Annotated in this window: 24 protein-coding genes; 18 read left to right on the forward strand and 6 right to left on the reverse strand. The window is 59.5% G+C overall.

The genetic code is table 11. The annotated features are described in order from the left end of the window. Nucleotides 1-80: 80 nt before the first annotated feature. Nucleotides 81-536 (reverse strand): MarR family winged helix-turn-helix transcriptional regulator, encoded by a 456-nt coding sequence (locus FE782_RS17600; RefSeq protein WP_138195550.1) that lies wholly within the window; start codon nt 534-536, stop codon nt 81-83. Between the two features lie 195 nt (nt 537-731). On the opposite strand from FE782_RS17600, the gene FE782_RS17605 reads away from it, so the two are divergent. The 12 genes from FE782_RS17605 to FE782_RS17660 all read left to right on the forward strand — a co-directional run bounded on the left by FE782_RS17605 (nt 732) and on the right by FE782_RS17660 (nt 17639). Then, a complete protein-coding gene (locus FE782_RS17605; RefSeq protein ID WP_138195551.1) occupies nt 732-2354 on the forward strand; it encodes an MDR family MFS transporter in 1623 nt (540 codons plus the stop codon). A gap of 165 nt (nt 2355-2519) precedes the next feature. Beyond that, nucleotides 2520-3389 carry a YitT family protein gene (locus FE782_RS17610; RefSeq protein WP_138195552.1) on the forward strand — a complete coding sequence of 290 codons (870 nt, stop codon included), beginning with the start codon at nt 2520-2522 and terminating at the stop codon, nt 3387-3389. 461 nt (nt 3390-3850) lie between these two features. Continuing rightward, nucleotides 3851-4702: a helix-turn-helix transcriptional regulator gene (locus tag FE782_RS17615; RefSeq protein ID WP_138195553.1), complete on the forward strand. Its 852-nt coding sequence runs from the start codon at nt 3851-3853 to the stop codon at nt 4700-4702. 96 nt (nt 4703-4798) lie between these two features. After that, entirely contained in the window at nt 4799-6199 is a 1401-nt protein-coding gene (locus FE782_RS17620) for an ABC transporter substrate-binding protein (RefSeq protein ID WP_138195554.1), read from the forward strand. A gap of 115 nt (nt 6200-6314) precedes the next feature. After that, nucleotides 6315-9221 (forward strand): extracellular solute-binding protein, encoded by a 2907-nt coding sequence (locus FE782_RS17625; RefSeq protein ID WP_238392540.1) that lies wholly within the window; start codon nt 6315-6317, stop codon nt 9219-9221. 86 nt (nt 9222-9307) lie between these two features. After that, a complete protein-coding gene (locus FE782_RS17630) occupies nt 9308-10180 on the forward strand; it encodes a carbohydrate ABC transporter permease (RefSeq protein WP_238392548.1) in 873 nt (290 codons plus the stop codon). A gap of 4 nt (nt 10181-10184) precedes the next feature. After that, the gene (locus tag FE782_RS17635; protein ID WP_138195556.1) at nt 10185-11054 is read left to right on the forward strand and encodes a carbohydrate ABC transporter permease; all 870 of its coding nucleotides are present in this window, start codon (nt 10185-10187) and stop codon (nt 11052-11054) included. 5 nt (nt 11055-11059) lie between these two features. Beyond that, on the forward strand, nt 11060-12535 hold the full coding sequence (locus tag FE782_RS17640; RefSeq protein ID WP_238392541.1) for an NHL repeat-containing protein: 1476 nt from the start codon (nt 11060-11062) through the stop codon (nt 12533-12535). Then, complete coding sequence (locus tag FE782_RS17645) at nt 12528-13145, forward strand: Yip1 family protein (protein ID WP_138195557.1); 618 nt, start codon at nt 12528-12530, stop codon at nt 13143-13145. Before FE782_RS17640 ends, FE782_RS17645 begins: the two co-directional genes overlap by 8 nt. A gap of 17 nt (nt 13146-13162) precedes the next feature. Further along, nucleotides 13163-15751, forward strand: coding sequence for a DUF5696 domain-containing protein (locus tag FE782_RS17650; RefSeq protein WP_138195558.1), 2589 nt, complete (start codon nt 13163-13165; stop codon nt 15749-15751). Then, nucleotides 15748-16665 (forward strand): carbohydrate ABC transporter permease, encoded by a 918-nt coding sequence (locus FE782_RS17655; RefSeq protein ID WP_138195559.1) that lies wholly within the window; start codon nt 15748-15750, stop codon nt 16663-16665. The genes FE782_RS17650 and FE782_RS17655 overlap by 4 nt, the downstream gene beginning before the upstream one ends. A 20-nt stretch (nt 16666-16685) precedes the next feature. Next, nucleotides 16686-17639 carry a carbohydrate ABC transporter permease gene (locus FE782_RS17660; RefSeq protein WP_138195560.1) on the forward strand — a complete coding sequence of 318 codons (954 nt, stop codon included), beginning with the start codon at nt 16686-16688 and terminating at the stop codon, nt 17637-17639. A gap of 56 nt (nt 17640-17695) precedes the next feature. On the opposite strand, the gene FE782_RS17665 is transcribed toward FE782_RS17660, so the two are convergent. Further along, on the reverse strand, nt 17696-18448 hold the full coding sequence (locus FE782_RS17665) for a phytanoyl-CoA dioxygenase family protein (RefSeq protein WP_138195561.1): 753 nt from the start codon (nt 18446-18448) through the stop codon (nt 17696-17698). A gap of 205 nt (nt 18449-18653) precedes the next feature. Here FE782_RS17665 and FE782_RS17670 point away from each other — a divergent pair, with 205 nt between their 5' ends. Together FE782_RS17670 and FE782_RS17675 are read left to right on the forward strand one after the other, a co-directional pair. Beyond that, a complete protein-coding gene (locus tag FE782_RS17670) occupies nt 18654-19640 on the forward strand; it encodes an SGNH/GDSL hydrolase family protein (protein WP_138195562.1) in 987 nt (328 codons plus the stop codon). 150 nt (nt 19641-19790) lie between these two features. Further along, nucleotides 19791-20084 (forward strand): hypothetical protein, encoded by a 294-nt coding sequence (locus FE782_RS17675; RefSeq protein WP_138195563.1) that lies wholly within the window; start codon nt 19791-19793, stop codon nt 20082-20084. Nucleotides 20085-20216: 132 nt separating this feature from the next. Here FE782_RS17675 and FE782_RS17680 read toward each other — a convergent pair whose 3' ends face one another. Then, nucleotides 20217-20696, reverse strand: coding sequence for a VOC family protein (locus tag FE782_RS17680; RefSeq protein WP_138195564.1), 480 nt, complete (start codon nt 20694-20696; stop codon nt 20217-20219). A gap of 104 nt (nt 20697-20800) precedes the next feature. Here FE782_RS17680 and FE782_RS17685 point away from each other — a divergent pair, with 104 nt between their 5' ends. The 3 genes from FE782_RS17685 (at nt 20801) to FE782_RS17695 (ending at nt 23066) form a co-directional block, all read left to right on the forward strand. Next, on the forward strand, nt 20801-21280 hold the full coding sequence (locus FE782_RS17685) for a winged helix-turn-helix transcriptional regulator (protein WP_138195565.1): 480 nt from the start codon (nt 20801-20803) through the stop codon (nt 21278-21280). Then, nucleotides 21277-21696, forward strand: coding sequence for a VOC family protein (locus FE782_RS17690; protein WP_138195566.1), 420 nt, complete (start codon nt 21277-21279; stop codon nt 21694-21696). The genes FE782_RS17685 and FE782_RS17690 overlap by 4 nt, the downstream gene beginning before the upstream one ends. A 98-nt stretch (nt 21697-21794) precedes the next feature. Continuing rightward, nucleotides 21795-23066 (forward strand): methyl-accepting chemotaxis protein, encoded by a 1272-nt coding sequence (locus tag FE782_RS17695; RefSeq protein WP_138195567.1) that lies wholly within the window; start codon nt 21795-21797, stop codon nt 23064-23066. 47 nt (nt 23067-23113) lie between these two features. Here FE782_RS17695 and FE782_RS17700 read toward each other — a convergent pair whose 3' ends face one another. After that, nucleotides 23114-23713: a TetR/AcrR family transcriptional regulator gene (locus FE782_RS17700; protein WP_138195568.1), complete on the reverse strand. Its 600-nt coding sequence runs from the start codon at nt 23711-23713 to the stop codon at nt 23114-23116. Between the two features lie 18 nt (nt 23714-23731). After that, nucleotides 23732-25177, reverse strand: a complete 1446-nt coding sequence (locus tag FE782_RS17705) for a DHA2 family efflux MFS transporter permease subunit (protein ID WP_439116439.1) — start codon at nt 25175-25177, stop codon at nt 23732-23734. A gap of 267 nt (nt 25178-25444) precedes the next feature. On the opposite strand from FE782_RS17705, the gene FE782_RS33325 reads away from it, so the two are divergent. Continuing rightward, a complete protein-coding gene (locus FE782_RS33325) occupies nt 25445-25528 on the forward strand; it encodes a putative holin-like toxin (protein WP_369127190.1) in 84 nt (27 codons plus the stop codon). Between the two features lie 469 nt (nt 25529-25997). Here FE782_RS33325 and FE782_RS17715 read toward each other — a convergent pair whose 3' ends face one another. Further along, nucleotides 25998-26444: an SRPBCC family protein gene (locus tag FE782_RS17715; protein WP_138195571.1), complete on the reverse strand. Its 447-nt coding sequence runs from the start codon at nt 26442-26444 to the stop codon at nt 25998-26000. Between the last annotated feature and the right edge of the window lies 1 nt (nt 26445).

Here is a 26445-nt window from a genome sequence, read left to right on the forward strand (position 1 = left end):
TCCCCGAAAGAAATAAGAGGAAAGCCCCGGTTTCGCGTCGCAAGCGCGCAGTCCGGGGCTTTCCTATTCGCTGATTCACGCTATCGCTCGGTATTGCCGCGCCTCAGGTACGCATACGCTTGGTTCAGAAGGCGGACCAGCTGCTCGCTCTGCTCCTTGCCCAAGTGGTCGACCAATCCGCCGAAGGTGGCCCTTATATCCTTCATCGCTTTCTCGGCGAGCCCGACCCCTGTATCCGTTAACGTAATTTCCGAGCTTCTTCGATCTTGCGGGTGCGCGGACCGCTGGATGTATCCGCTCTTGATCAAGCCGTTGACGATCTGCGTCACGGTCGGCGAGGTCACCTGAAGCATCTTGCTCAGCTCGGACACCGTCGTCTTCGGCTCGCCTTGATCGGTCCGTTCTTTAATGAGCAGGAGGACGCGCAGCTCGCTCGCTTTCACGCCCCACCGGGTCGTCTTCCGCCAGTCCGCCTTCGATAAGTTGGAGAACGCGTTGATTAATGAAGTAACTTCGTCATGAGAAGCTGAATACACTGTTTCGTCTCACCGCCGATACATGTTCCGCAGGATGAGACTAATGATAATGAAAGCGGATGAAAAGGTCAATGACCGACGCCGCGGCGCCGAACGGGGGAAATAGTTGTTGCTATCTCCGTACCGAACCTCTATGATAATACATAGGTTGCCTACCTAAATAGTTTGGACATAGAGAAGAAAAGAGGTATCGGAATGGAGCACCTGACGCAAAAACAAAAAGTGACGATTATGATCGCGTTGATGGCCTCGATGTTTTTCGCCGCCATTAACCAGACGCTCGTCAGCACCGCTATGCCTAGAATCATCGCCATGCTCGGAGGCATGGAATATTATTCTTGGGTCATTATGATTTATATGCTCGTCTCTACGGTCGCGACGATTCTGGTCGGGAAGCTCTCGGACCTCTACGGACGGAAGCCGTTCCTGCTGTTCGGAATCGTGGTGTTCATGGTCGGGGCGTTCCTTACGGGCTTGTCGACGAACATCTTCCAGATGATCGCGTACCGCGGCATCCAAGGTTTAGGCGGCGGGGTGCTGATGGCGGTCACGACGATGGCCGTGGGCGACCTGTTCGCGCCTCGCGAGCGGGCGAAGTGGACCGGATTGATGATGGGCATCTTCGGACTGTCCAGCGTCATCGGACCGACCTTAGGCGGCGTCATGATCGACCATATGGATTGGCATTGGCTGTTCTGGGTATTCCTGCCGCTCGGCTTCGTCGCCTTCGCGATGATCTGGCGCATGTTCCCGAAGAAGACGGATGTGAAGAGCGTATCGATCGATTACGCGGGATCTCTCGTGCTATCGTTATGTATCGTCGCGTTGCTGCTCGGCTTCTCCTGGGCGGGGACGAAATACGATTGGGTTTCGTTCGAAATTCTCGGCTTGTTCGCCGCGGCGATCGTCCTCGCCGTCGTTCTCGTCTTCATCGAGCGGAAAGCGGAAAATCCCGTCATGCCTTTATCCTTGTTTAAGAACGGCATCGTGAACGTCTCCAACGGGATCGGCTTCCTGATGAACGCGGGCATGATGGGCGCGATGGTGTATATCCCCTTTTTCGTGCAGGGCGTCGAAGGATTCACGCCGACGCAGTCCGGCTTCGTCAACATGCCGATGACGATCATGATGATCGTCATGAGCGCGCTCGTCGGCCGTTGGATGTCGAAGACGGGCAAGTATAAGCTGTACGCCGTCGGCGGCGTGTGCTTGATGATCGCCGGCATGGGGCTCATGATGTTTATGGACAATATCGCGATGGCCGTGCTCAGCATGTGCGTCTTCGGCCTTGGTCTCGGGTTATGTATGCCGGTGTTCACGCTCGTCGTGCAGAACGCGGTCCCGATGACGCAGCTCGGCGTCGCGACGGCGTCCGCCACCTTGTTCCGGAACTTGGGCGGCACGATCGGCATCGCGGTGTTGGGCTCCGTCATGAACACCGCGCTCTCGCGAAACTTGAAGGACGCGATGGCGTCGCAAGAAGGGGTGGATCTGACGAAGCTCGACCCGCAGACGGCCGAGAGCGTAACGCCGTTCCTGAATCCGCAAATTTTGCTCGATCAGCCGAAGCTGCAGTCGATTATGGCCTCTCTGCCGGCGGAGATGCAGCCGTTGTTCGAGCGGCTGACCGCGATGCTGCGCGCCGTCTTGGCCGACACGTTGTCCACCGTGTTCATGTCCGGCGCCGCCTTGTTGGTCGTGGCGCTCGCGCTCGTCGTTTTCTTGAAGGAAATCCCGCTGCGTTCGGCGCAGAAGGGTCCGGAAGCCGCCGAAGCGCCCGCGCCGCAAGAAGGAAGAAAGCTTGCGACGCAGGAGTAGGACCAAGGGAATGGTTTCATCGCGAAGGCGGCCGGTCGCACGATCGGCTGCCTTCGTCGTTTCGCGTGCATGGAAATGGGAAGGATGAAGAGGAAGGTCTTTGATTATTTATGGGTCGGACAAGGCGAAGCGCGGGACTACGAGATTACGAAACGAGGACACGATATGCAAACAAGACAAAAACGACATGCGGTTGTAAAGAAGGTTTTACGAGGACTCGCCGTGATCGTCGGAGCATTCATTACGGCCTACGGACTCGAAGCCGTATTAATTCCGAACAACGTATCCGACGGCGGCGTGACGGGTCTAAGCATCGTCGGGTCGCAGCTGATCGGACTGCCGTTAGGACTTTTAATCGCGGTTTTTAATATTCCGTTTATATTCCTAGGATATAAGCAAATCGGAAGGAGCTTTGCGGTATATTCCGTGCTCGGCATCGCCTCGCTGGCCGTCGGCACTGCCGTTATGCATCACATATCGCCCATCGTCGAAGGCGACACCCTGCTGGTAACCGTCGTCGGCGGCATTATTATCGGCTTCGGAATGGGTCTGGCTTTACGGAATGGCGGGGCATTAGACGGGATCGATATGTTAGCCGTGCTGCTTTCTAGAAAATTGCCGTTCGGCACCAGCGATCTCATCTTATTCCTGAATTTGTTCGTGTTTATCGTCGTCTCGACCGTCTTCGGTCTTCAAGGGGCGATATTGTCAGGTATCGCTTACTATATTGCCTCTAAAGTGGTTCATATCGTCGAGGAAGGTTTAAGCGGCGCGAAAACGTTCAAAATCATTACCAGACATCCCGAAATCATGGTGGAGACCATTCGCGACCGCTTAGGGCGCGGCGCTACATATAATCTCGTGGAAGGCGGATATTCCAACGAACAATTCAAAGAAATCACTTGCGTGATTAACCGGTTGGAAGAAAGTAAAATGAAGGAAATTATTCAAGAGATTGACCCGAACGCCTTCATCGCAGTGTACGACGTCGCCGAAGTGAAAGGCGGAAATTTCAAGAAGCACGACATTCACTAGAAATAAACGACGAACGCAAGAGTCGCTGCCAATGCAGCGGCTTTTTTTAGCATCGATTCGCTTCGATAGTCGGCGGCGTTCGCGGGGGCGGCGAAGGCGGAGATACGAGACTTTTTTTACTCCGTTATCCATTTTCTACTACTTGCGTCCGATCCATTGAATGCGCCGGCCGGATTCGTTAATGTATTGGGCGAAACGAAACGAAACGCGAATGCGGAGCGGGAGCGATCGGCGGCCGGTTTGGTTTCAGTTTTTATATTGTTTGTTATTATTTAATCTTGAATACTCTTGTAATATTGAATTTTGTTATTTATTATTATCAAATATAAGTTGTTATCTGCGGGTTTATGTCATAACGTGGTTTTATAAGAGCGAATGATAACAAGGGGTAAATACCGATCGAGGAAGGTGTAAACGCTTACGAAGTTTCGCCGAACCACTAGAGAGAAAGGGGAATTGTCATGCTGCCGAAGAGCACTGAATCGCTGAACCATCTCCTCCGCCCGTTCCGCAATCGGAGCAATTACGAATTTATGAATCCGGACCCGGACGAGAGGCCTCGGCCGGAAGAGTTCTCTCCCCGGAGGACGGCGAAGCACGGTCGATGCATTGTCGTCGAGGACCTGGCGGCCCGGGAAGGCGCCGCCGTTACCGAGTCGGACGCTTCGTGGGCGAGACTCGGTACGCTGTTGGAAGAAGTGGCGGAGACGAAGGGGACGGTCTTCGCGCACGGCGACCGGATGTACGGCATCTGCATGTTCGGCGCCGAGGACGAGATGAGCGAGAAATCGATCGTAGCGTTCGCATGGTTTTTGACTTCCTTTATTCGTAAGCTCACCTCGCTGCAGGTAAGGATCGGAATCGGCCCGTTGATCTACTCTTACGCCGATATGAACCGGTCGATCAACGCGGCGATTCGTACGTTGGAAGTGCCCCCGCGGGTCGATCGGGGCCATGTCCTCCTGTACGCGGAGAGCGAGAGCGGCGCGCTGTTGGATCAGGTCAAGCGCTTGGTAGAGGAGACGTATGCGGAGACGGACTGTTCCCTGAAGCGAATCGCCAAGGAATTGTTCGTAAACTCGGCTTATCTAGGGCGGATGTTTAAAGAAAAGGAAGGCGTCTCGTTCAAGGATTACTTGAACCGCGTGCGAATGGAGAAAGCGAAGGAGCTGCTGAGCTCCTCGGATATGAAGGTGTACGAAGTCGCGTTTGCCGTCGGGTATCGCGAAGTGGACTGGTTTTATAAGAAGTTCAAAGCGTGCACGGGCATGAGCACGCAGGAGTATAGGTCCGCGCGACAGTATAATTCGTAAGGTAAAATATAACACTACATCCGGTTGTTGGAATTGTTTGCCCGACTTATACTGAGGCACAGCAAGTTATTTCACTTCAGTATAGGGGGAACGGACATGAACACGAACAAGTCGGCTGTAACGTTGTTGTTGGCCTTCGTCATGGCCTTCATGGCGGCGTGCAGCGGCGGCGGCGCGACGTCGGGGACGGATCCGGCGGAGGAGGCGGCGCCGGCGGAGAAACCCGCCGAGCCGGAACCGGTCGAGGAAGAGCCGGCCGAGGAGCCCGCGGAGGACGCGGCGGCCGGGACGTCCGACGAATTCGCGATGGATTTCGACCTGGGCGGTCGGGAAATCAAAGTCACGGCATGGTGGGACATCAAGTTCGAAGGCGATCATCCCGACGTCGTCGCGATCCGCGAGAACATCGACGAGCTGCAGAAGAAACACAACTTTACTGTCAGCTTCGTGACGACGCCGTACGACAAGATGGTCGAGCAATTCACGAGCTCGGTCATGGCCGGCGAGCCGTTCGCGGACGTCGTGCGCCTCGAGCGCAGAGCGGCGTTCCCGGGCCTCGTCACCTCCGGCATGATGACGCCGCTGAACGACATTATGGACGTCGACGGCCCGCAAGGGGCGTTCATCCCGGAGCTGCTGAAGACCCAGGTCGCTACCTTCAACGGCAAGCTGTGGGGCTTCGAGCGCAGCTACACCGACTTTTCCGGCATCTACTATAACAAGAATCTCTTGAAGGACCTCGGGATCAAGGATTTGCACGAATACGTCGAGGAAGGAAACTGGACGTGGGATACGTTCATGGAAGTCGCGAAGCAAGCGGTGCAAGGCGGCAAGAAGGGGTACACGGGCAGCAAGACGACCCTGACCTCGCTCGCGGTCGTCTCGAACGGCGGCAACTACATGGACCTCGAGACGGGCAAGGAAATGCTGACCGACCCGCGCACGTTGGAAGCGTTCTCATTCGTGCAAGAGATGTATAAGTCGGATGCCGGCGATTTCGAAGGCGACATCAAACAGAAGTTCACGAAGGGCGAAGTGCTCATGATCGGCGGCGTGCAATGGGAAGGCGAGGCGTACATGAACGAGCTCGGCTTCGGCGGACTCGGCTTCGTGCCGTTCCCGCTCGGACCGCAAGGCACGGAATTCAAATCGATCTCGAATCCGCCGAACTTCTGGGTCATCCCGAAGGGCGTCAAGGACGCCGACAAGATCGTCTACCTCATGGATAAGATTTGGGACATCGAAAGCACGGAGGAGTATCCGAACCAGAACCGTCTGGAAGCGTATTTCGCCGATGAGAAGGATATCCAAGCGGCGATTCAGATGGGGCAGTCACCGGCGTATACGGTCGTCGACAACATCTACATTTTCCCGACGTTCGAAATTTATAAGCTGCTCGATCAGCTGACGATCGAGATGCTCGCCCCGGCGACCATCGCGGAACAGCATAAGCAAGTGCTGCAAGCGGCGATCGACGACGCTTTGAAGCAGCCATAAGCCGTTCTTCGAACCGAATAGCCGACAACTACGGGAAGGGTAGCTTGTCGGCTTTTCTTTTCATGCTCGAGCGGTTCTCCATTAGATTCTTATGCTGAAGAAGGTGAGCAGCGCAATGGTCGGTATGTTGAAAAGAAATCGCGGTCTCCTGCTGACGGCGGCGGCCGGGGCGGTCTTGATCGCCTGGTTCCTTGGGGGCGATCGGCAGGCCGCGTCCGACGGGAACCTGGTGAACCTCGAGGCGCTTCAGTCGTTCGCGGAGAACAGCTACCAAAATTACCTTCTCGCTCACGGCGCGTCGCCGAGACCGGATGCGCGCGTCGTGGTGGAGGGAGAGTCGTATCTCAAGGCGGAGGGAGGCCGGGTATCCGTCGAGAAGAACTACGAAGGGACGGACGGGGAAGCGGTCGTCACCGACGAAACGGGGAGCGTCACTTGGCGCTTTCAGGTGGAGGAGGAGGGGCTGTATCACATCGGCGTCCGGTATTTCCCGGTCGAGGGCAAGAGCTCCGCGATCGAACGCATGGTCTTGATTAACGGCGCGCTGCCGTTCCAAGGGGCGGATTCGCTCATTCTGGATCGGGTGTGGAAGGATGAAAGCCAGGAGACGAAGCGGGACAACCGAGATAACGATCTCCGGCCCGGCCAAGAGGAGTTCAGATCGTGGCGGGAGACGGTACTGAAGGATTCGAACGGGCTGAACGAGGAGCCGTTCCTGTTTTATTTTCCGAAGGGCGAGAATGAGTTGACCTTCGTTTCGCTGCGCGAACCGATGGCCATTGATTACATAGAGCTTCACCGGCAGGAAGCGATTCCTACGTATGAAGAGGCGAAGCGGGAGTACGAGCGGAACGGCCTCGCAGCCGCGAAGGACGCGTTCGTCAAGGTACAGGCGGAGAAGGCCGCGTACAAGTCGTCCCCGACGCTGTATCCGATTCCGGATCATACGAGCCCTTCCGTGGAGCCTTACAGCATCTCGAAAATACGGATGAACGCCATCGGAGGACTCAACTGGCGGCTGCCCGGGGAGTGGATCGAGTGGGAGATCGAAGCTCCGGAAGACGGCCTCTACCAGATCGCCTTCAAGGCAAAGCAAAATCAGGTTCGAGGGACGTACTCCAACCGGAAACTGTATATCGACGGCCGCGTGCCGTTCAAGGAAGCGGAGAGCATCCCGTTTTATTACGACGCGAACTGGCGGTTGCAGGTCGTCGGCGACGGGAACGAACCGTATTTGTTCCACCTGACGAAGGGCGCGCATCGGCTGAAGCTGGAGGTCAGTCTCGGCGACGTGACGCCGCTCATTCGAACGGTGGAGTCGAGCGTGCTCGAGCTGAACGCCGCGTACCGCAGCATTCTAATGATCACGTCGGCTACGCCGGACCCATATCGGGACTACCAGCTCGATCGGCGCATTCCGGGCATGGTCGAGACGTTCGCGGAGCAAAGCGACGTGCTCTACACGGTCGCGGAGCGGCTGCGGGCGATTACGGGGGAGAAGAGCGATAAGACGGCCGTGCTGTATACGATGTCCCGTCAGCTGAGGGAGATGGCGGACGATCCCGATACGGTCGCTCGGCGGCTCGACCAGTTCAAGATCAATATCGGCTCGCTCGGATCCTGGCTGCTCACGATTCGCGAGATGCCGCTGTCGCTCGACTATGCGGTCGTCGCCTCGCCCGACCGGCCGCTGCCGAAGGCGGAGAAGCCTTGGTACGCGAAGCTCGGACACGAAGCGGGATCGTTCTTCTATTCGTTCGTCGAGGACTACAATACGATCGGCAGCGCGGGCGAAGAAGGGCAGGACAGCGTGACGGTCTGGATCGGCACGGGGCGCGACCAGGCGCAGGTCATGAAAGAGATGATCGACGACAGCTTTACGTCTCGAAGCGGCATCCATATCGACTTGAAGCTGGTCGACATGAGCACGCTGCTCTCCGCGACCCTCGCCGGCCAAGGGCCGGACGTGGCGATGCAGATCGGGAACGCCGACCCCGTCAACTACGCGATGCGGAACGCGTCGTACGACGTCGGCCGGTTCCCGGATTACGAGGAAGTCGCGTCTCGGTTCCGCGACAGCGCGATCGCGCCGTACCGGTTCGACGGGGGCGTCTATGCGCTGCCCGAGCAGCAGACGTTCAGCATGCTGTTTTATCGCAAGGACGTCTTGGCGGAGCTCGGACTCGATATCCCGGATACGTGGGAAGACGTCTACGAGATGATTCCGGAGCTGCAGAAGCGGCATATGGAATTCGGCCTGCCGATCCAAGACCCGCAAGCGACGATGGTGCCGAACGAGACGTTCGCCATGCTGTTGTTCCAGAACGACGGCAGGTTCTACTCCGAGGACGGGGCGGACAGCTTGCTGGACGAAGAAATTTCGATGCAGGCGTTCCAACGATGGTCCGATTTCTACACGAGCTATAAGTTTCCGCTCACGTACGACTTCATGAACCGGTTCCGGCTCGGGGAGATGCCGATCGGCATCGCGGCGTATACGACCTACAATACGCTGACCGTCGCAGCGCCCGAAATTCGCGGTCTGTGGGATTTCACGGTCGTGCCGGGCACGCCGGAGGCGGACGGGACGGTTCGCCGCGACGTCGCGAGCGGAGGCACGGCGGTCATGATGCTGGAGTCCGCGGAAAACAAAGACGCCGCGTGGGAGTTCATGAAATGGTGGACGGAGAAGGACACGCAGGTTCGCTTCGGCCGCGAGATGGAAAGCCTGATGGGCGCGGCGGCGCGGTACCCGACGGCGAATACGGAAGCGCTGAAGGAGCTGCCGTGGCCGGTGAAGGATTACCGGAACCTCGAAGCGCAGTGGGAGTGGGTGCAGGGCATCCCCGAGGTGCCGGGGGGCTACTTCACGGGCCGCCATCTCGATAACGCGTTCCGCAAGGTGGTCAACCAGGGGGAAAACCCGCGAGAAGCGTTGTACGACCACGTGCTGACCATTCAGAACGAGATCGATCTGAAGCGCAGCGAATTCGGGCTGCCGTCCGAAACGGAGGTGCCGTAACTATGCAGCAGACCCGTAATCGTGCGGCGATCCGGGAGCCGCAGCCGGCTCCCGTCCGTCCGACGCTTCCGCCCTTGCTGCACCGGATGAAGCTCGCCAAGCACTCGTACATTTTGATGGGCCCTTATATGATTTTGTTTTTCCTGTTTACGGTGCTGCCGGTCGCGCTGTCGATGCTGGTCAGCTTTACGTACTTCAATCTGCTGGAGTTTCCGCAATGGGTCGGCTGGCGCAATTACACCCGCTTGCTGCTCGAGGACGACGTGTTCCTGATCGCGATCAAGAATACGTTCTTGTTCGCCTTCGTCACGGGGCCGGTCAGTTATCTCGCCTGCTTCCTCTTCGCTTGGCTCATCAACGAGCTGTCGCCGAAGATCCGGGCGTTCATGACGCTGGTGTTTTACGCGCCTTCGATTTCCGGGAACATCTTCTTCATCTGGCTCATTATGTTTTCGGGCGACAGCTACGGGTACGTCAACGGCTTCTTGATGCGGACCGGGTTCATTCTGGAGCCGATCCAATGGCTGCAGAACGAACAATACGTACTGTGGATCGTCATGCTCGTGCAGCTGTGGCTGAGCCTCGGCGTCAGCTTCCTCGCGTTCATCGCGGGGCTGCAGTCGATCGACCGCACGCTGTTCGAGGCGGGCGCCGTAGACGGCGTTCGCAACCGCTGGCAGGAGCTCTGGTACATTACGCTGCCGGCGATGCGGCCGCAGCTGCTGTTCGGCGCCGTCATCCAGATCACGTCCTCCTTCGCGATCGCGGAGGTGTCGATCGCGTTGGCCGGCTTCCCGAGCGTCAATTACGCGGCGCATACGGTCGTCACCCACTTGATGGATTACGGTTCGATCCGCTTCGATATGGGGTACGCGTCGGCGATCGCCACCGTGCTGTTCGGCATCATGGTCGGCAGCAACATGCTGGTCCAGAAGCTTCTTAGGAAAGTGGGGGAATAAGCGCATGAGAGCCGTCATTTCCGTACGGCCGGGGAAGCGGTTGAATCGCTCGCCGCTCGGGGATCTGTTTCTGTTTTTATTCCTGGGCGCGTTCGGGGCCTTCATGGTCATTCCCCTGGTGTATACGATCAACAACGCCTTCAAGCCGCTGGACGAATTGTTTCTGTTTCCGCCGAAATTTTTCGTCCGCAACCCGACGATGGACAACTTCTTCGACCTGTTCCATCTCATGGCGGAATCGTGGGTGCCCTTCTCTCGGTATGTGTTCAACACGGTGTTCATTACGGCCGTCGGCACCGTCGGGCACGTCGTGCTGGCTTCGGCGGCCGCCTACCCGCTCGCGAAGCATAAGTTTCCAGGGTCTAGACTGTTGTTTACGGTCGTGGTGTTGTCGCTTATGTTTTCGCCCCACGTCACGTCGGTGCCCAATTACGTGATCATGTCGTGGCTCGGCTGGATCGACAGCTACGCGGCCATCATCGTGCCGGCGTTCGCCGCCTCGCTAGGACTGTATCTCATGAAGCAGTTCATGGAGCAAATTCCCGACGCGCTGTTGGAGGCGGCCAAGATCGACGGGGCCAGCGAATACCGGATTTTCTGGCAGATCGTCATGCCGCTCGTGAAGCCCGCCTGGCTGACGCTGGTCATTCTGCTCTTCCAGATGCTGTGGGGCACGAACGGCGGCAATTTCATCTACAGCGAAGAGCTCAAGACGATGAACTATGCGCTGGGCCAAATTCTGGCCGGCGGCATTGTGCGCGCGGGGCCGGGGGCGTTCGTGGCGCTGCTTATGATGAGCGTGCCGATTACGATCTTCGTCGTCTCGCAAAGCAATATTATCGAGACGATGGCCAGCTCGGGGATGAAGGAGTAATGCAGATGAAGAGAATCGGCACATTCCGCATGCTCAAGCTGACCGTCGCCATGGCGCTGCTGGCCGCGGGGCTTGCGTCGACCGGACTCGCGGCGCGAGCCTCCGCCCCTTACGAAGGCTATAACTACAATTACTGGGGCGAACCGGTGCCGGCGCCGATCGCCTACGAGCCCGGGGGGGTCATCAGCGGGCATACGCTCGGCATCGGCGGTTTCCGCGCGCCAGAGGATCTGTTCGTCGCGCCGGACGGGCGCGTCTACATCGCCGACACCGGCAATTCGCGCATCGTCGTGCTGAAGCCCGACTTGACCGTCGAGCGGGAAATCGCGGGGTTCTTGAACGAAGGCGCGGCGGAAACGTTCAACGCTCCCCGAGGGCTCTACGTTACCGAAAGCGGCGAGCTGTACGTCGCCGACACCGGCAACCGCCGCATCGTACTTCTCGACGCGGCGGGCGAGCTGATCCGGGTGATCGAGTCGCCGCAATCCGAAATCCTGCAGGCCAACTTCATCTTTACGCCCGTGAAGGTCGCGGCGGACAAGGCGAAGCGCGTCTACGTCGTCGCCCAGGGCGCCTTCGACGGCATTATGGAGTTCGACGCGGACGGCGCGTTCGCCGGCTTCGTAGGGACGAACCGGGTGCGGTTCGATCCGATCGACTACTTCTGGAAGTCGATCGCCACGGACGCGCAGCGGCAACGGATGGAGCTGTTCATTCCGACCGAGTATACGAACGTCGACTTGGACGCGGCCGGCTTCATCTACACGACCAACTCCGACGCGAATACGCCGACGCCGATCAAGCGGCTGAACCCGACGGGCGTCGATGTGCTGCGGCGGCAAGGCTACTACATTCCGCAGGGGGATCTTAGATTTTTGCGGATCGGCGAGGGCAGCGGCCCGTCGCTGTTCGTCGACATCCACGTGGGCGACGACGGGATCTACAGCGCGCTGGATGCGAGGCGCGGGAAGGTGTTCACGTACGATTGGGACGGCAACTTGCTGTACATCTTCGGGAAAATGGGCGATCAAGTCGGCACGTTCCGCGCGCCGGTCGCGCTCGACCGGCTGGGGAACGCGATCCTCGTCTTGGACCGGGATATGAATCGGATCACTCGGTTCGAAGAGACGCATTACGGCGCGCTCATCAACGAAGCCGTCTCGCTCCACTTCCGCGGCGACGACGTCCGCTCCGCCGACGTCTGGCGCGAGGTGATTCAGTACGACGCGAATTTCGATGTGGCGTATCTCGGGATCAGCAAGGCGCTGCTGCGGCAAGGGCGGAATAAGGAGGCGGCCGCTTACGCGAAGCTCGGCATGGACCGCGAGATCCACTCCAAGGCGTTCCAGCGGTACCGCAAGGAAGTGCTGCGGGAGCATCTGGGCGACGCGATGAGCGCGGTTGCGCTAGCGGCGCTGCTGGCATGGATCTGGACGCTCCTCCGCAACCGAAAGAGAAGGAGAGGGACGTATCATGCGTAAAGAGAGGATCGTCTTCCCGCTGCAGCTCATCTTCCGGCCCTTCGACGGGTTCTGGGAGCTGAAATACGACGGGAAGGGAAGCTTGCCGATCGCCGGCGGCATTCTCGCGCTCGTCTTCCTGGCCTTCGTCATTCAGAGCCAATACGGCGGGTTCCACGTCAACGATACCGATCTGCGGCGGTATAGCAGTCTCGTGCAGCTGCGCGGCGTCGTCTTCCCGTTCGTCTTATGGTGCGTGGCGAATTGGTCGCTCACGACGCTGATGGACGGGGAGGGGAAGTTCTCGGAAATTTGCCTGGCGACGGCGTACGCGACGACGCCGCTCGCGTTGGTGCTCATTCCGAACACGATTCTGAGCAACTTCATCACGTTGGAAGAGAGCGTGTTCTACTACTTCCTGAACTCCGCGGCGATGCTGTGGTTCGTCTTCCTGCTCTTCGTCGGCACGATGACGATTCACCAATATTCCGCGGCCAAGACGCTCGCGACGATCGCGCTGACGCTGGTATGCATGGGGTTCATTCTGTTTCTCGGCTTGCTGTTCTTCAGCCTGATTCAACAGATGTACTCCTTCGCGTACACGATCTATAGAGAGATTACATTCCGGTAGTAAGGGGGAGGACCGCATTGAACAAAGTATGGGTTGCCGCCGGCGCGGCCGTCATCCTTCTCGCTGCCGGGGCGCTCTGGTATTGGCGTCTTACGCCCGAGCTGGCGGCGACGACGGCGTTCTCGCAGCCGTCGGAACGCGCGCCGGCCGCGGACGCGTTCTCGACCCCGGCCTTCGAGCTGGAGGGGATGGAGGGCGTGACGTCCAACGGGCAGCTGTCTCTCTATTACGACGAGGCGACCGCCGGAATCGCCGTGCGCCACGAGGAGACGGGGCGGGTATGGCATTCCAACCCGGCGGACCGCGAGGCGGACTCGCTCGCCAACGGGAACGTCAAAGACGAGATGGCGTCGCAGCTGACGCTGACCTACGCCAACGAGCTCGGTCAGACGTTCAAGATGAATTCGTTCGCCGACAGCGTGGGGCGGGGGCAGGTCGAGACCGAGCGGATCGCGGGGGGGCTGAAGGTCGTCTATACGATCGGCGAGGCGTCCAGCGGGCTCGACGCGCTGCCGCGGAAGATCGGCGTCGAACGGTTCGAGGCGATCAAGGACAAGGCGGGCGCTTCATACAATCGCTACTTCCGGCTCAGCTACGCGCTGCGGAAGGAGCAGGGCGTCTACGAGCGGCTGGACAGCCAACTGCAGGGCACGGTGCTGCTGAAGACGCAGGAGGCGTTCGCGGCGGCCGGGTACGCCGAAGCGGACTTGCTGCGAGACAACGAGGAACACGGGATCGCCGCCGAAGCGAAGGACAGCGAAATCTTCAAGGTGGCGATCGAATACGCGCTCGACGGCGATCAGCTTGTGGCGCGCATTCCGGTAAACGAGATCGAATACGCCGCGTCGACGCCGCCGACGGAGCTGTCGGTGCTCGAATATTTCGGGGCGGGCGGCGCGGCCGACGACGGTTATCTGCTCGTGCCGGACGGCTCGGGCAGTCTGATTTACATGAACCGGCCGAAGGGGCTTAGTCAGCCGTATGCCCAGCGCATCTACGGCGAGGATCTCGCGCTGAACCGCCGTATGGACGGCGCGATCGCCGAGACGGCGCGAATGCCGGTGTTCGGCCTTCGCCTCGGCGATGCCGGGTGGCTCGGCATCATCGAGGCGGGCGCGCCGCTCGCTAGCGTCAACGCGGCGAGCGGCGGGATCCGGAGCTCGTATAATAACGTGTACGCCAGCTTCAACGCGCTGGCGATGGAGTCCGTCCGTCTGCAGTCCGGCACGTCGGAGCGGGCGGTGCCTCAATTCCAGCAGCGGCTCCCGGCGACGGATTTCGTGCTGCGGTTCGTGTTTCTCGAGGGCGAACGGGCGAGTTACGTCGGCATGGCGCACGCGTATCAAGCGTATTTGCTGGAGCGCGGCCTGCTGACGGAGAAGGCCGCCGCTTCGGAGGCGTCCGGAGCCGAGACGTCCGGGGCGCGAGGGCTGCCGTTCTACGTAGAGCTCGTCGGGGATATCCCGAAGCGGACGTCGTTCCTCGGCGTGCCGTATACGACGATGAAGGCGCTGACGACGTTCGACCAAGCGCAGCGAATCGCGGAGGCGCTGAAGGCGTTGTCCGTGGACAATATCAAGCTGAGGCTGACCGGCTGGTTCAACGGCGGCGTGGAGCACGAAGTGCCGACGGACGTCGCGCCGGACCGCGCGCTCGGCGGGCGGAAGGGACTTCTGGAGCTGATCGCTTACGGGCGGAACGAAGGAGTCGAGCTGTACCCCGACGTCGCCTTCGCCAAGCTGTATCCGCAGCGGAGCCTGACGTACAGCCCGGCGAAGGCGGGCGTCCGTCACTTGAACCGCAGGACTGCCGATCTGTACCCGCTCGATCCGGCGCTCGGCCGCGCCAGTCCCGAGGCGGCGCCGACGTACCTGCTGACGCCGGGCGCCGTGCCCGGCGTCGCGGATCGCTTCTTAGACAGCTACGAGGCTTACGGGGTGCCGGGGCTGTCGGTACGGGATCTCGGCGAGCTGCTGTATTCCGACTTCCGGGTCGACCGCCACGTGGACCGCGCGCAGTCGGAGGCGATCTCGACGGCGCAGCTCGGAAAGCTGAAGGACGCGCTGCCGGGGAGCGGCGCCCTGATGGTGGACGGAGGCAACGCATACGCGTTCGCGGCCGCCGATCATATCGTGAACGCGCCGATGGGCGGGAGCGGGTTCAACATGACGGACGAGAGCGTTCCGTTCTACCACATCGTGCTTCGCGGCTATGTCGACTACGCCGGCGCGCCGATGAATTTGACGGGCGGCGCGGACGTGACGGAAGCGAAGCTGCGCAGCTTGGAATACGGCGCGAACGCGTACTTCAAGTGGATCTTCGAAAGCAACGATCAAGTGAAGGACACAGCCTATAACGGTCTGTATTCCGTGCATTACCGCACGTGGCTGGACCGAGCGGCGGAGGTGTACCGCGAGCTGAACGAGGCGCTCGGCGACGTCGCCGACGAGCGGATCGTCGATCATCGCATGGTACGGCCGGGCGTGTACCGGACGGAATACGAAGGCGGCAAGGCGATCTACGTCAATTACACCGCGGAGGCCGTGCAGGTCGACGGAATCGCGGTCGGAGCAAGAGACTACGCCGCAGGGGGTGAGGGGCGATGAGGAACGCGCTGAACGTCCGGCAAGCCGGCTTCGAGCGGAAGAAACAGCTCATGGCGCTGCTGTTCATCGCGCCGTGGTTGGTCGGCTTCCTCTTGTTTTTCGTCGCGCCGCTGATCACTTCCCTGAATTACAGCTTTAACAAGCTGCAGATGACCGACGACGGGTACGAGCTGATTCCGCAAGGACTCGCCAATTACGAATACGCCGTCGGGGTGCACGAGTCGTTCAACCGGCTGCTGACGGAAGCGGCGCTCGATATGGTCATCAACGTGCCGTTGATCGTCATCTTCAGCTTATTTCTGGCGACGCTGCTCAACCAGAAGTTCCGGGGGCGGGCGCTCGCGCGCGCCGTCTTCTTCCTGCCCGTCATCCTGGCCTCCGGCGTCATGACCAGCATCGAGAACTCCAGCTTCATGGCGGACATCATGGCGAGCAACGCCGAGGCCGGAATGTCGGGGGGCGCGGTTCAGTTCCTGCAGAGCTTCGACCTGCAGCGGATGATGCTGGAGAGCGGGTTCCCGCCGACCTTCGTCGATTACTTGTCCGGCGCTGTGGATCGCATCTACTCGATCATCAGCCGATCGGGCGTGCAGGTGCTCATTTTCTTGGCGGGTCTCCAATCGATTTCCTCCTCGTTGTACGAAGCGTCGAAAATCGAAGGGGCGACGGCGTACGAGGCGTTCTGGAAAATTACGTTCCCGATGGTGAGCCCGCTCATCCTGACCAACGTCGTGTATTCGATCATCGATTCCTTCGTCAATAACGAGGTGACGACGCTGATCAACGACGTGGCGTTCAAACAGCTGAATTTCGGCGCGAGCTCCGCGATGGCTTGGATCTACTTTACGATCGTCGCGCTCCTTCTCGCCGTCAGCTCGTTCCTCATTTCGCGCAAAGTGTTCTACAACGGGTAAAGGGAGGGAGGGAAGACCCTATGTACGTCGAACGGTTTAAGTCCGGGTCCTGGGTCGTCACGCGTTCGATCCTGCTCGTCGGGTTGATCTTCGTCGTCTTGTACCCGATTTTGGTCAAGGTGTCGACCGTGTTCAAGGACAAAGCGGATATCTATAATCCCACGGTCGTCTGGATCCCGGAGAACTTCACGTTGGACAACATCCGCGTCGCTTATGAAATCATGGAATATTGGCCGACCTTGTTCAATACGTTCGCGCTGTCCGCGGTGACGATGTTGCTGCAGCTCGCTTCTTGCGCGCTGGCCGGCTACGGCTTCGCGAAGCTGAAGTCGAAGTGGGGCAACGCGTTGTTCGCGGGCGTCGTCTTGACGATTTTAATTCCGCCGCAGACGTTCATCGTGCCGCTGTATCTTCATTTTCGATACTTCGATTTCCTTGGGGCGGTACAGCTGGTGAGCGGGGAGCGGGGGATCAATCTGATCGACACGTATTGGCCGTTCTTGCTGACGGCGGCGACGGGCAACGCGTTGAAGTCGGGGCTGTACATCTACATCTTCCGCCAGTTTTTCCTCGGGCTGTCGAAGGAGCTGGAGGAGGCGGCGTTCGTGGACGGCGCCGGCGTATTCGGAAGCTTCGCGCGCATCGTGCTGCCGACGTCGATTCCGGCGATCGTGACCGTCTCGCTGTTCTCCTTCGTGTGGCAGTGGAACGATACGTTCTTCACGGGGAACTTCCTGACGGAGTCGCAGGTGTTGTCCAAGGAGCTGCTGGCGTTGCCGTCCAACGTCGGGAACTATCTCCTGTTCGAGGCGCCGGGGGCGAGCTTGTCGAACAGCGCGAACATCGACCCGTTCTACGCGTCGATGCTCGTCGACACGGGGCTGCTGCTCGCGATCCTGCCGCTGATCGTCATGTACTTGTTCGTGCAGCGGTTTTTCGTGGAAAGCATCGAGCGCACGGGCATCGTCGGGTAATCGGCGCGGAAGACGAAGGGGGCCGCCCCGGCGGGACGACCCCTTCTTGCTTGCGCTTACGCGAATTCCCGCATGCCCGGCCAGTGCAGCCAGATGTCCTGCATCGATGCCTGCCAGTTGGACTCGTCGATCTCCGTATGCTTGATGCGGAAGAAGACCGCGTAACGGATGTGCGGCGAGACGTTCATCGTAATGCCGTGCGCAAGCGTGTAGTGCGCGAGGATGAGATCCCCGGCTTTGCCCGTGATCTGCACCGGCTCCGGCATCTCGATCGGGGGCAGGCCGTCCAGCAGCGCTTCCGCGCCGTGCCGGCGGAAATACTCGCCGAACTGCCGGTGCGTGCCGGGCCAGACGGTGAAGTTGCCGGCGTTCGGGTTCGGCAGGTCGCTGAGCAGCACGCCGACGAGCGCGGTGAAGTTGCTGATGGTCCCTTCCCGCACGCCGTTGGACGGCGAATACATACCGTCGATGTGGGGGTGCGCCGGCCGCGGCGTCGATTCGGCGATCGGGAAGCGCAAGGCGACTTGGCCGCTGCGAACCGGGTGGATGCGGTCTACGTCGATGACGGAGCGCAAGACGTCCATCGCCGACGAGCGGTACAGCAAATTCGTGATCGCGGGATCGGATTGCAGCTCGGGGACGAACGATTGCGCCCGGTACGTCGCGATCTTCTCCGCCGGGACGCCCTGACCGAGCGAATGGTTGATGGCCTTCAACGCGTCATGAACCAGCTCTTGCGGCACGCCGCCCGGAATTTGAACATACCCTTGCTCGTACAACTGAGATTTTTGGTTTCGATCCAGTGCCAAGGCAGTCACTCCTTGTAGGGGATTGCGACGAGTAACATCACAGGGTTAAGGATATGCCGAGGCGGCGGAGTTGACAACCGGAGGAAGTATACTTTTCGGTCGTCCGTCGTGGTACCATAAAGTTATCGAAGAACGATCCGGGAGGACGGGAAGACCCTGATCGCGCGCGCGTTCGGCGAGCGGAAAATGCAAGAGGAGGATAGCCATGACACGTTTATTTAGCGAACCGTTGGTGTTCGTCGGCACGGCGCCGCAGAAGCTGCGGTATGCGCCGGCTTCCGCGGACGGCATCGTCCTGACGGGACCGCCGTCGCCGGAGGGAGCTTCGGCGGCGTATCGAGCGGGCGTCGATTACGTCGTCGACGCGGAGGCAAGGACGGTGCGGCGTACGGAAGGAAGCCGCATCCCCGATTGGCGGGAGCATCCGCACTTCGGGTTGGACAAGTTCGACCACGCGAAGGTGCCGTATCGTTCGAACGGCGACTTCACGTGCACGATTCGATACAACGTCGGCGAAGTCGGGGCCGCGGCGCCCGTCCCGCCGATGCGGGAGACGCTGCCGAAGCTGTACCGCAAGCTCGCGGCGGGCGAGACGGTCACGTATGTCGTCTATGGCGACAGCATCAGCGCCGGGTACGAAGCGAGCGCGCCGGAGCTGTCGTATCCCGAGCGATTCGCGGCGAGCCTGCGCTCGCGGTTCCCGGGCGCCGAGGTCGTCGTGCGCAATCGGGCGGTCCCGGGCGAGGGATCCTTCGGCGGGGTCAAGCGGATCGACGACGTCGTCGCCTTGCGGCCCGATCTGGTGACGATCGCCTACGGCATGAACGATCAGAACCGGAATCCGGACGGGAGCAACGCGACGCCGGTCGAAGCGTTCGAACGGAACGTGGCGGCGATGGCGACGGCCGTTCGGGAACGCTCGAACGCCGATGTGCTGCTCGTCACGCCTTGCTTGCCGAACCCCCGGTGGGCGTACGCCAGCGACAATGCGACCGCCTTCGCCGAAGCGATCCGGCGCGTCGGGGCCGCGCTCGGCGTTCCGGTCGCCGACGCGCAGCGCATCTGGCTGGCGGAGCTGGCCGCCGGGAAGTCCCATGAGTCGCTGCTGCTGAACAACTTGAACCATCCGAACGACTACGGCCATGGGTTGTATGCGGAGGCGTTGGAACCGTACGCGGGATCGAACGAATAAAAGGAAGGAGCTGTCCCAAAAGGGGGTAAAATCCACTAACGGGTAGCCATCCCCCTATGAAAAACTTGAAAACGGTCGGTCAGGTCTATTCCTGACCGACCGTTTTCACTTTTTGGCTTATTGCTGTTCGCTTAAGGAGGTTATGGGCGAGTGAAAACCACCCGACCTCCAGGCTCACTTTTGGCGAGCTTCGAAGCAGGAAACGCCGGAATCCCCGGTTGTTTTTCAGAAATCGCTCCTTTGGTTGGTGGTGGGTGGTACTTCCATTTTACCAAAACGAGCGATTTCTTTGCGTTTTTCTCACATTTTCTTGCTGTTCCAATTGAATTTAATGACGACAGGCGGCTCATTCGGTTTTACAGAAGCGCGAGGGAGCGGGGTATGGGTGGAGGAGTTTACGCCCGCCTTTTGAACGTCGTGTTGTACCCTTTTAATCTCACCTAAAGAATACGACGTTCAGTGGCGGCCGGAACCCGTACCCCCTCCCGCTAAGAGCATGATTGTAAAAAGAAGGAGCCGCCCCTAAGTCATTTTACGACTTTTGGGACAGCCCCTTCCTCCGTCATGCCGGTTCATTCACTCGCCTGCGTACGCCCGTCGGAGCGCCGCGAAATCGAGCTTCTTCGCCGTCGCTCGGATCGCCTTCATGACGCGCTCCGCCTTCGCCGGGTCGGAGTCGGTCACCATATCGGTCAGGTCGGAAGGCACGATCTGCCACGAGACGCCGAACTTGTCCTTCAGCCAGCCGCATACTTGCGCCTTCTCGTCCCCGCCTTCGGACAGGCGATCCCAATAATAGTCAGCTTCCTCCTGCGTATCGCAATGGACGATGAAGGAGATCGCCTCGTTGAATCGGAAATGCGGCCCGCCGTTCAACGCCACGAAGCGCTGCCCTTCCAACTCGAATTCCACGGTCAAGACGTCGCGGTCCTCCCCGACGCGGGCGATGCGCTCGATGCTCCCGTTCTTGAAAATAGAGATGTAGTGGTTCGCGGCTTCCTCCGCTTGGCCGTCGAACCAAAGGTTCGGCGTGATCTTCCGAATGGTCGTCGTCACGATCTTCCTCCTAATGGTTTGGTTTCGTCCGTTTCACTATGATGATGAAAGTATCTTACCACAACTCACTTTGATGATCAAACTAAATATGGTATGATTCGCTTATGAAACGAGAAGAAAACAAATCGCGTTGTCCCATTAACCAAACCGTCGAAATTTTCGGGGATACCTGGTCGCTGCTCATCCTTCGCGACATGCTCGCGCTCGGCAAGAGGACGTTCGGGGAATTTCTGGAGTCGGAAGAGCGCATCGGTCCAAGCGTATTGGCGGATCGGCTCGCGCATCTGGAGCGGAAGGGCATTATCGCGAAGCGGGCGTCCGATACCGACAAGCGCAAATTCATCTACACCGTAACGGAGAAGGGGCTGAACGTCATCCCGATCGTCTACGAAGTCGCCGTATGGGGATCGCTGAACGGGAAAGACCCGGAAGCGCCGGACGTTTGGTTCGCGTCCCTGCGGCACGATCGAACGAAGGTCGTTCGGCTGTGGCGGGAGGCCGTCGCGACGGGAAGCTCCTTCTTTCTCGGCCCGGACAGCGTCGTAAGCAAGCTTGGTTTGAACGCAGAGGAGGAATCGAAGTGAAGCCGCGAATTACGGTCATTACGCTCGGCGTTGACGATTTGGAGAGATCCTTGCGGTTTTATCGCGACGGATTGGGGCTGTCTACGGAGGGGATCGTGGGCACGGAATTCGAGCACGGCGCCGTCGCCTTCTTCGACCTGCAGTCGGGCGTACGGCTCGCGATCTGGCAGCGCAAGGACATCGCTCACGACACGAAGCTGCCCCAGGGCGCGCATAGTCCGACGGAATTCACGCTCGGGCATAACGTGAGCAGCCGCGAAGAAGTGGACGCCGTCATGGAGCAGGCCAAGCAAGCGGGCGCCGCGATTCCGGTTCCCGCCCACGACACGTTCTGGGGCGGCTATGCGGGGTACTTCCAGGATCCGGACGGACATGTATGGGAAGTCGTCTGGAACCCGCAATGGGAGACCGAATAGCCGCGCGCCGTCGTTGTCTGTGACAAATCTCACACTCCCGCCTCTTCCTTCGTGGTAGACTGAATGCCGTATGCAGAAAAAGGAGGAGGCATCCGAGCATGCGATTTTCGCTTGCCCGCAAGATTACGTTAGGCATCTCTCTGGTCGCCTGCATTACCTACGGCACGAGCGCGCTCTTCATTTTCGTCTTCAAGCCGTGGATCGCGCCTGCCATGAATACGTGGCTCTATTATTCCTTGATCCTGATGCTCGGCGTCTTCTGGACGGCCGTGCTGGGGTGGTTGGCCGCCAAGTGGCTGATCGGCCCGCTGCTGGCGCTGTCCCAAGCCGCGCAAGAAGCGGCCGCCGGCAATTTGCGGGTCGAGGTGACCGTACGCGATTCCAAGGACGAGCTTCACGCGTTAAGCCGTTCGTTCCATGACATGGTCGGAAGTTTGAAGGAAATGATTCACGGCATCTCGAACAGCGCGGAGGTGACGTCCGCCGGCGCGGAATCGCTGTCGCAGGCGCTGCTGCAAGCGACGGAGCAGATCGAGCGAATGTCCGGCGCCGTAGAAGAGATCTACGAGGGCGTGCAATCGCAGGAACGGTCCGTCGGCGAGGCTTGGTCGGCGGCGGAGCGGATGCGCGAGGAGTCGACGAGGATGCAGGGAGATTCTCGACGGATGCGGGCCATGTCCGAAGTGATGGAGCGGACGATGGCCGGCAGCCGGGACACCGTGGAGCAGTTGATCGTCGGCATGGAGCGGTTCGCCCGATCCGGAGAAGCGACGTACGGCATGGTGAAGCGGCTCGAAGCCGACGCCGCGGAGATCGAATCGATCACGTCCACCGTGCGCGAGATCGCGGAGCAGACGCATCTGCTCGCGTTGAACGCTTCCATCGAAGCGGCGCGCGCCGGCGAATCCGGTGCGGGATTCTCGGTCGTGGCGTCGGAGATTCGCAAGCTCGCCGAGCGCAGCGAACAGTCGGTGCAGCGGATCAATCGCATTATCGAGCATGTCCAACTCCAAGTGCAAGAGACGGTCGGTTTGCTCGAAGAACAGTCTCTGGCGATCCGGGAAGAATCGGCGCGGCGGGAGAGCGTGCAGGAAGCGACGCGCGAGATGTCGGCCGGCGTGGCGGATTCGATCGAGGTTATGCAGCAAATCGAGCGATCGATCGAAGCGCAGTCGAGCGAGGCGGAGCGGATCCATGCGCTCATCGCGGGCATCTCGGACATGGCCGGTCAAATAACGGCGGGCGCGAAGCGAATCGCCGACGCGTCGAACGAAGAGACGGCCATCATGCAGGAAATTTCGTCGTCGTCCGATATTTTGCAATCGCAGGCGTCGCAAGTGCTGGAGCGAACGAAATATTTCAAAACCTGAAAAGAGCCCCCGATCGTCGCTGACGGCGATTCGGGGGCTCTTCGCGGTTAAGGCTGCATTTTCCCGAAAAGGGGGTCGATAAACGTTCGGCAAAATCGGTCCGCGATCTGCTCGGAGGAATACCCGCGATCGCGAAGGTGAAGGAGGAGATCGGCCCTCGGAATCGACGCGATGACGACGGCGGCGAAGTCCGGCTCCAGGGGGACCGACTCGCCGCCGTCCGCGGCTTCTTCCAGCAGCCTGCGCACTTGGTCGCTTAGGAAGAGGAAGGGCGGTAGCTCGAACAAATTCGTCTTGGCGACCTCCAACCGTTCCGCCGCGATCACCGCCATGACCCACTCCATGTCCTCGTAGACCAGCTCGATCACCTTGGTCATGAGCGCCGACAGCCGGCGAACGACCGGCTCCTCCCTTGCGGCCAATAAGCCGCTCTCCGCTTCGCGCATGAACCGCTCGAACTTGCTCTCCATCAAGCAGAGGCACAGCTTGCTCTTGCTGGGGAACCGGCGATATAACGTCCCTTGCCCGATGCCCGCCGATTTCGCGATTTGGTGCATGGACACGTTTTCGATGCCGCGCTCATGAAACAGAGCTTGGGCCGTCTCGGTGATTTTCCTAGCTAGTTCGTCCGGTTCGTTGCGGACCATGCGGCCATGTCATTCCTTTCATGCCAAGGGTTCGGGCTCGATCTTCGTCTCCGCGCGCGGGGCTTCCGCCGGAGCGTTCGACCGCTTCACGAAGAAGCTTAGAACGAGGGCGCCGACCGCTAACAGGAAGCCGACGAAGAAGGCGTCGTTCAGACCCGCGATCATCGCGGAGATCGGATTCATGTCGCCCGTGCCCATCGCGTAATCCTTCGCGCCGTTGGACATGATGCTGATGAACAGCGCCATGCCGACGGCTCCCGCGATTTGCTGCAGCGTGTTCATAATGGCGGTGCCGTGCGGATACAAGAGACGCGGCAGCTGATTCAGCGCCGTCGTCTGCGCGGGCATCATGACGAGCGAAATTCCGATCATCATGATGACGTGCAGGAAGATGATATAACCGCCCGTCCACGTCGCCTCGATCTGCGTAAAGAAGAAGATGGCGACGCACATGAGGATCAGTCCCGGAACGACCAACGGCCTCGGGCCGAACTTGTCGAACAGCTTGCCGGCGATCGGCGCCATCAAGCCGTTAATAACGCCGCCCGGCATCATGACGAGACCCGCCGCGAGGGCGGTCATGCCGAGAGCGTTCTGCAGGAACAAGGGCAGCATGATCATCAAAGAGAACATGCTCATCATGATGACGAGCATCATCACGGTAACTAAAGAGAACATCGGGTAGCGGAACGAACGGAGGTCCAGCATCGGCTCCTCCATCCGCAGCTGCCGCAGGGTGAACAGCAGCACGGCCAGCGCGCCGACGGCGATGCACCAGACGACTTCCGGGTCCGACCACGAGCCTTCGCCCGCCTTGCTGAAGCCGTAGACGATGCCGCCGAAGCCGACCGACGACAGCGCGATCGAGACGAGATCCACCTTCGGCCTCGTCAGCTCCGTCACGTTCTTCAAGTATAACCATGCGAACGCGATCGAGAACACCGCGAGCGGAATGACCAAGTAAAACAACCATCTCCAGTTCAACGAGTCGACGATCAGGCCGGAGAGCGTCGGTCCGATGACCGGCGCGGTCATAATGACGAGCCCGATCATGCCCATGGCGCCTCCGCGATTTTCCGGAGGGAAGATCGCCAGGATCGTATTCATGAGGACCGGCAGCATCAAGCCCGTGCCGAGCGCCTGAATGACGCGTCCCGCGAGCAGCACGCCGAACGACGGCGCGACGCTGCACAGAATCGTGCCGACCAGAAACAGCAGCATGGCGCCGATAAACATCTGCCGCGTCGTAAACCATTGCTGCAAGAGCGCCGTGACCGGCACCAGAATGCCGACGACGAGCATGTAGGCGGTCGCCAGCCACTGCACCGTCGCTTCCGCGATGCCGAAATCCTCCATTAGACTCGGGAACGCGATGTTCAGCAGCGTCTCGTTCAGGATCGATACGAACGCCCCGATAATCAACGCGGCGACGATCGGTCCTCTCTTAATGTTCGTTACATCGATGGGGGCCGCCTTCGGCCCGACTCCTCCGATATCCAATCCGATTCCTCCTCATCTCTCTATACGTTTCGCGGACAATTGTCCGCACCGCACATTATATTAGCGGACAATTGTCCGCTATGTCAATGAATTGGTAGAAAATGGAGGAAGCGTTAACATGAGAAGGGTTCGCTTTTGGCTATCCACGCTTCATATATGGTACAATATGGATGCAATAGGGAATCGGCTCTCAAGGGCGGTCGGCTCATCTCCGGACAAGGAGGTGATGCCATGACAGTGTACGAGGCGTTAAGTCTGATGATCGCATTCGGGTCGTTAGTCGTCGCGATGCTGTCCTTCGATAAAAAGAAGTAGACCTCCCTTGAGCTTGGTCGGCCGGGAGGTCTACTTCTGCGCTTCGCCAATCGGAGTCGATCGCCTTGAAGGGCAACCTGTTGCATGGCCGCGGATGTTGCTGCATCCGCGGCCATTACAGTTATTATATGGATTATGATACCACATTCATGCAAGAAGGCAAGGTACGGGATCGGACGATGCGATCCCATTCATCGGCTTGTCGGGACGCAGACGGGCAAGGAAAAGAAAGAACGGCAAATTGTCATATATTCGTTCAACGGTTTCCGCTCCGGAAGGCAATTTGCGCAAAAGTTCATATATTTCCCATGTTATGCCGTCTTCGGATTTGAAATATACGACATTTTGCCGATATAGGCCGAATCCATCCAGTTCCGCGCGGAATGATGTAACATTTTGCGCATGCGGTCTGCAGGGTGTCCGTCGCGGCGGAATGATTTCATCCGCCGGCGGAGTTTTTCTTTCCGCTCTATTCCGAACGCGACTCGAGGATATCTTTAATCATCTTTAAATCCTTCTCGTTCGCTCTTCGCATCATGGTCGACATCATCGGGGCGAACAGCTTGGAGAAGCCGGAGGGGACGCCTCGATTGCGCAAGGTCATGAGCGTCGCGTCCCCGTCGACGGATTCCCAAGTATAGGTCGTCTCCATGGGGAACGGGCCTTCGGCCGTCTTCATGACAAGCCTCTCCCCGGGGACGTATTCCGATATTTCATAGGTATATGCGAGCGGCCTGCCCAAAAATTTCGCCTCGAACGCGATCCGAGACCCTAGGCTTAGCGGCTTCGGCGTCTTCCATACCGCGGAATCGATGTTCGCGTACCACTCCGGCGCGTTATCCGGGTTCGCCGCATAAGCCGAAACGGCCTCGCGCGGCCGGCGGATGACGATGCTGGTCAACACGTCTACGGTCATC

This window comes from Paenibacillus antri (assembly GCF_005765165.1).
Lineage (GTDB): Bacteria > Bacillota > Bacilli > Paenibacillales > YIM-B00363 > Paenibacillus_AE > Paenibacillus_AE antri.

Bases quoted from the DNA above. Each gene is read 5' to 3' on its own strand.
- FE782_RS17615 (WP_138195553.1), top strand. From the start codon at position 3,851: ATGCTGCCGAAGAGCACTGAATCGCTGAACCATCTCCTCCGCCCGTTC.
- FE782_RS17685 (WP_138195565.1), top strand. From the start codon at position 20,801: ATGAAACGAGAAGAAAACAAATCGCGTTGTCCCATTAACCAAACCGTC.
- FE782_RS17605 (WP_138195551.1), top strand. From the start codon at position 732: ATGGAGCACCTGACGCAAAAACAAAAAGTGACGATTATGATCGCGTTG.
- FE782_RS17630 (WP_238392548.1), top strand. From the start codon at position 9,308: ATGAAGCTCGCCAAGCACTCGTACATTTTGATGGGCCCTTATATGATT.
- FE782_RS17655 (WP_138195559.1), top strand. From the start codon at position 15,748: ATGAGGAACGCGCTGAACGTCCGGCAAGCCGGCTTCGAGCGGAAGAAA.
- FE782_RS17610 (WP_138195552.1), top strand. From the start codon at position 2,520: ATGCAAACAAGACAAAAACGACATGCGGTTGTAAAGAAGGTTTTACGA.
- FE782_RS17660 (WP_138195560.1), top strand. From the start codon at position 16,686: ATGTACGTCGAACGGTTTAAGTCCGGGTCCTGGGTCGTCACGCGTTCG.
- FE782_RS17695 (WP_138195567.1), top strand. From the start codon at position 21,795: ATGCGATTTTCGCTTGCCCGCAAGATTACGTTAGGCATCTCTCTGGTC.
- FE782_RS17645 (WP_138195557.1), top strand. From the start codon at position 12,528: ATGCGTAAAGAGAGGATCGTCTTCCCGCTGCAGCTCATCTTCCGGCCC.
- FE782_RS17640 (WP_238392541.1), top strand. From the start codon at position 11,060: ATGAAGAGAATCGGCACATTCCGCATGCTCAAGCTGACCGTCGCCATG.
- FE782_RS17625 (WP_238392540.1), top strand. From the start codon at position 6,315: ATGGTCGGTATGTTGAAAAGAAATCGCGGTCTCCTGCTGACGGCGGCG.
- FE782_RS17620 (WP_138195554.1), top strand. From the start codon at position 4,799: ATGAACACGAACAAGTCGGCTGTAACGTTGTTGTTGGCCTTCGTCATG.
- FE782_RS17670 (WP_138195562.1), top strand. From the start codon at position 18,654: ATGACACGTTTATTTAGCGAACCGTTGGTGTTCGTCGGCACGGCGCCG.
- FE782_RS17700 (WP_138195568.1), bottom strand. From the start codon at position 23,713: ATGGTCCGCAACGAACCGGACGAACTAGCTAGGAAAATCACCGAGACG.
- FE782_RS17715 (WP_138195571.1), bottom strand. From the start codon at position 26,444: ATGACCGTAGACGTGTTGACCAGCATCGTCATCCGCCGGCCGCGCGAG.
- FE782_RS17635 (WP_138195556.1), top strand. From the start codon at position 10,185: ATGAGAGCCGTCATTTCCGTACGGCCGGGGAAGCGGTTGAATCGCTCG.
- FE782_RS33325 (WP_369127190.1), top strand. From the start codon at position 25,445: ATGACAGTGTACGAGGCGTTAAGTCTGATGATCGCATTCGGGTCGTTA.